The 391-nt window shown below is 61.6% G+C and carries 1 protein-coding gene; it reads left to right on the top strand.

Going from position 1 to position 391, the window contains the following annotated elements:
- The coding region (locus tag ENZ74_RS34240) for an amidohydrolase family protein (protein ID WP_164761526.1) at positions 1-391 on the top strand (391 nt) is incomplete at both ends.

Below are 391 nucleotides of genomic sequence, written 5' to 3'. Positions count from 1 at the left end.
AGATCCCGAACGGCACCGGCGGGCTTGAAGACCGCATGCCGGTGCTGTGGACCACAGGCGTCAACACCGGCCGGCTGACGATGAACGAGTTCGTCGCGGTGACCTCGACCAACATCGCCAAGATCCTCAACATGTATCCGAAGAAGGGCGCCATCGTAGAGGGTGCCGACGCCGACATCGTCGTCTGGGATCCCAAGCGCAAGAAGACAATTTCGTCCAAGAAGCAGCAATCGGTGATCGACTACAATGTCTTCGAGGGTTTCGAGGTGACCGGCCTGCCGCGGTTCGTGTTCTCGCGGGGCGAACTGTCGATCCAGGAGTCCGAGGTCAAGACCAAGCCCGGCCATGGTGAATTCGTCGGCCGCGAGCCGAATGCGGCCGTCAACCGGGC

It is taken from the genome of Mesorhizobium sp. M7A.F.Ca.CA.002.15.2.1 (assembly GCF_003998715.1).
In the GTDB taxonomy this organism is placed as follows: Bacteria; Pseudomonadota; Alphaproteobacteria; order Rhizobiales; family Rhizobiaceae; genus Mesorhizobium; species Mesorhizobium ciceri.
This window is presented reverse-complemented; position numbering and strand designations above follow the sequence as displayed.